Here is a 3,901-nt window from a genome sequence, read left to right as displayed (position 1 = left end):
AGCTCATGATTTCAACAACGATGGGAGGTTAGATATAGCTGTGATTGCCTTCTATGCAGATTATGAAAATCACCCGGAAGAGGGGTTTGTATTGTTCAAAAATGAAGGAAATATGAAATTTATCCCTTACCATCACCCTGACGCTTCAGCCGGGCGGTGGATTACCATGGATATAGCCGACTGGAATGATGATGGAAATAAAGATATACTCCTGGGCAACTTTTCCGAAGGATCTTTCAATACACCGGACAGCCTGCAGGCTGAATGGCAGGCAGGCCCCTACTTCCTTTTGCTGGAAAATCAACAGGAATGAATAGCGGAATCTTCTCCTTCCTCTCCTGTCTCATCATCACCTTCTGAGGAGACAAGAATCAAGGACGGCTTTTCAAACCTTGATAAATATCTTCTTCTTGTACAAAAAGTATAAAAGCAGCCAGACCAGCATCATGGCCCCAAATGCCTGTAAGACTCCGTGCCAGGGTTCGGGAGCAATGGAATAGATCCCCGCAAATAGCAGATGAGAAGTCTCGCTGAAATCAATAAACCGGTATCCCAGGTAAATGGTAAGCGAATTCAGGCCAATGACCTGGAAGAAGAACGCCCATTTTTTATACTCCAGTACATCAATCAGTGCATAGAAGCCAAACATGAAAAGGAAAGCCATTCCCCCGGTCAGTAAAATAAAGGAACTGGACCACAGGTGCTTGTTAACCGGGAAATGAAGACTCCATACGAGTCCGATTCCCACGCACGCCACGCCGGCCATAAACAGCCACTGAAGTTTCATGCCATCTTCACGATTGGACCTTAATATATCGCCGGCAAAAGATCCCAATACGGTCAGGCAGAGAGCCGGCAACTGGGTCAGTAAACCCAGCTCGTCATATGAACCCTGCAACAGGCGTCCCGGCAGAAGCTGCCGGTCTATCCATCCCACCAAATTACCTTCAAGCGAAAGATCACCGGCCCCATGTCCCGGTACGGGAATGAGAAAAAGAGCGGCATAATACAGCAGTAAGATAGAACCAATCCATATCATTCGGCCTTTTTTAGAAAAATTCAGATACAGGAACGTAGTAATAAAGACCGCAATTCCAATTCTGCCGAGGACACTGACATAGCGTATTCCGGAAGGCTCGAAAATGGAAACCGGAGCATTTTTATACAGTATCCCCAAGCCTATCAGGATCAGCATTCTCCGGAACATCTTCCTGTATAACAGCGGCTTGCCCATACCGGTTGAGAGTCCCTTGTTCAGTGAAAACGGAAGCGAAACGCCGGCAATGAAAAGGAATAGAGGGAAAATGAAGTCGTAGAAGGTGAACCCATGCCAGGCGGGATGCGTCATCTGGGTGGCCACCCAATCAACCCAGCCCCATTCGGTTTTTCCTTCCATTCGCCTGATAAAGAGCGCCCCTCCCGAAATGAGAAGCATGTCAAAACCGCGCAATGCATCTATCGACAGCAGGCGTTTCGACTTCTTAACTCCTGCTGAAGTATTTTTTTTCTTCGATGAACCGAGTCCTAAAAAATTCAATTAAATTGTTTTTTTATTAAAAATCCTATTTTCTAAATTTCCGACATTCTTACCCTGAAAGTACTGCAGAGCTATTCTGATAGGCCTTTTCAAAACCGTTGTTTTGCCCAATCGCTCAGGCTTTGGTATTGAACAAAACCCCCGGTTTTGCAAAGACCTCTCTGAGAAGATTCCTGTCAAACGCTGGCGTCTCACGGTGAACCCCGAATAAGCCGTCACAGGCCCTGTTTTGACATCTGTTACAGTGGGTATAAATTGGTGTTATAAGCTGTTAACACAATTTATGTTATGACATAACCCGTGCCCGTCATAGAGGAATCGACAAGGTGGCCCGGGTTTTTATAAAACCATTCACAGAACCTAATACAGCGCTTCTCTGACCTCCTCCAAAAAACGGGGTACTTTTTCCTTTGGATCACCCCCCAGGGTTTCGATGGGAATATATCCTTTGTATGCTATATCCTCCAGTATGTTCACAATCTTCCTCAAGTCCGTTCTGACCGTCCGGTCCCGGTAACCCAGGTGTTCCTTAATCTGCCAGGATATGGCATGAGGCGCTACCCGCGCAATATCTTCGTATGGATCTTCGGTCGAAAAACTTCCCACATCCAAAATGATACCCAGCCAGTCGGAATCAACGGATTCTACAATTTCCAGTACATGATCAGCATTTTTCAAATAATCATTGTGGTTTTGTACGCCAATCATCACCCCGTGTGACTTCCCATAGGCCACACATTCTTTCAAAGCGTTCACAATCCACCCGTTCATTTCACTTCGGCTGTAGCCTTCGGGAATACCCCTGCCCGCAAACACTCTTATCACGGGCGCTCCCAACTTGGAGGCCACTTCAATCCATTGCCTGATATGTTGAATATCAGCTTTTCTCCGCTCCGGATCGGGATCCGTAAAATCATTGCGTATCCCCGTACCGCTGATCTCCACACCGTGAATAAAGGCTTTTCGCTTAATCTTGTAGATATATTCATCCGCAGGCACATCTGGATAGCCCGGAAAATAGTAGCCCGTCGGATCCAGTGCATCAAAGTTGTGCTCAGAGCAATACATCAGCAACTCCTCCAACGTCATTTCTCCGCTCTCCAGATAACGGTTAAAAGAGTAGGCATTTAAGCTTATTTTGATACCTTTATTTATCCGGGTTTCAACGTCCGCGGCCTGCTGGTTGAGCCTTTGCGACGGTAAAAGTGCTCCCATGGCTAACGCCGACGTTTTAAGAAATTTTCTTCTGCTCATAATTTTTTATTTAGCCTGGATTATTCACAAAGAAATTTGGTTATGAGCAAGGCGGAATGGAAATGGAGGCGGAGAGGTACTTTCGTACCTTGAGCACGCCATTTTCAGTCCAACGCAGCACAGGAGCAAATTTCGAAGTCCTTATGTTAATAATTCAAAAAAATAACCGTATGGTACCCTAAGGTTTTAAAAATGAACAGGATAACGAATCATTCCATAGTATTCATGAATAATTCAGGTTAAAAAGCATAGTATGTTAAAATTTCTTTTAATTAAAAACAAATATATACAACTTGGTTATCCGAGCCTGTCGATTTCATTCACCGTCCGCTTATATCACAGAATTATTGCACAATGTTACCTATAGCCGGGTATTTCAGCATACCTTCCGGTTGTCTGTACCAACACCGGGTAACATTGCGAAATAGTCACACAAGATGTGTTATTAATGATTGACCTTCTCCAAGTCGTGGCAACAAACTCCGGAATAACTTCAGCGTGACACCGGGTCAGCAACGTTTCTTTCAAAAATCTGCACTGGCTGATTATTTTTCACTACGATCAGGGACGAGTCACCCTGGGAAGAAAAAAGAGGAATAATACCTCGTGTTTCCCCTTCCACAGAGAAACCGCTGGCCTGCAGGTCCACAGCGTTAAACTTCCCGCTGCCATTTCCTTGCAGTAACAATCCATAACTGGCATCCTGCCGCCCCCCGAAACTTGGTTTAACATCGTACAAATTACCGCCTACTAACAGGTCCTTATCCCCATCGCTGTCAAAATCACCGGAATGCATCGCAAGCACAGGCGCAATCTGTGTTTTCCCCGGAAGTTCCCGTACGTTAAACGAATCATCCCCGTGATTTTCGATATACAGCGAAGCAAGAGTATTTACTTCTTTAACCTGTGCTTCCCTTATAACATTTTCTCCGAATATTTCCTCCATCGACTTTTCAGTGTATGCTGCATAATTAGCAACTTCGCTAGACAGGGATCTAAACTGTTGAAGAAATTCATTGAGCGGCTCAAGGGGATAATACTGCCCGTTATCGGGGTAAGCAATCACAGAAGATATCTGCCCGCTGCCTTCAAAATCCTGCGTATATAATC

Annotated in this window: 3 protein-coding genes and 1 pseudogene; 1 reads left to right on the top strand and 3 read right to left on the bottom strand. The window is 45.1% G+C overall.

Annotation, left to right across the window (positions count from 1 at the left end):
- Positions 1-313 (top strand): FG-GAP repeat domain-containing protein (locus tag ACESLU_RS12640; protein WP_372639001.1); only part of this gene is annotated, 313 nt, incomplete at its 5' end.
- A 72-nt stretch (positions 314-385) separates the two neighbouring features.
- On the opposite strand, the gene ACESLU_RS12635 is transcribed toward ACESLU_RS12640, so the two are convergent.
- From ACESLU_RS12635 to ACESLU_RS12625, 3 genes and pseudogenes are all read right to left on the bottom strand, one after another.
- Entirely contained in the window at positions 386-1,537 is a 1,152-nt protein-coding gene (locus tag ACESLU_RS12635; protein ID WP_372639000.1) for an acyltransferase family protein, read from the bottom strand.
- A 360-nt stretch (positions 1,538-1,897) separates the two neighbouring features.
- On the bottom strand, positions 1,898-2,791 hold the full coding sequence (locus tag ACESLU_RS12630) for a sugar phosphate isomerase/epimerase family protein (RefSeq protein ID WP_372638998.1): 894 nt from the start codon (positions 2,789-2,791) through the stop codon (positions 1,898-1,900).
- 493 nt (positions 2,792-3,284) lie between these two features.
- A pseudogene (locus tag ACESLU_RS12625) lies at positions 3,285-3,901 on the bottom strand (hypothetical protein); the annotation flags it as partial.

Source organism: Fodinibius sp., assembly GCF_041642155.1.
Lineage (GTDB): Bacteria > Bacteroidota > Rhodothermia > Balneolales > Balneolaceae > Fodinibius.
This window is presented reverse-complemented; position numbering and strand designations above follow the sequence as displayed.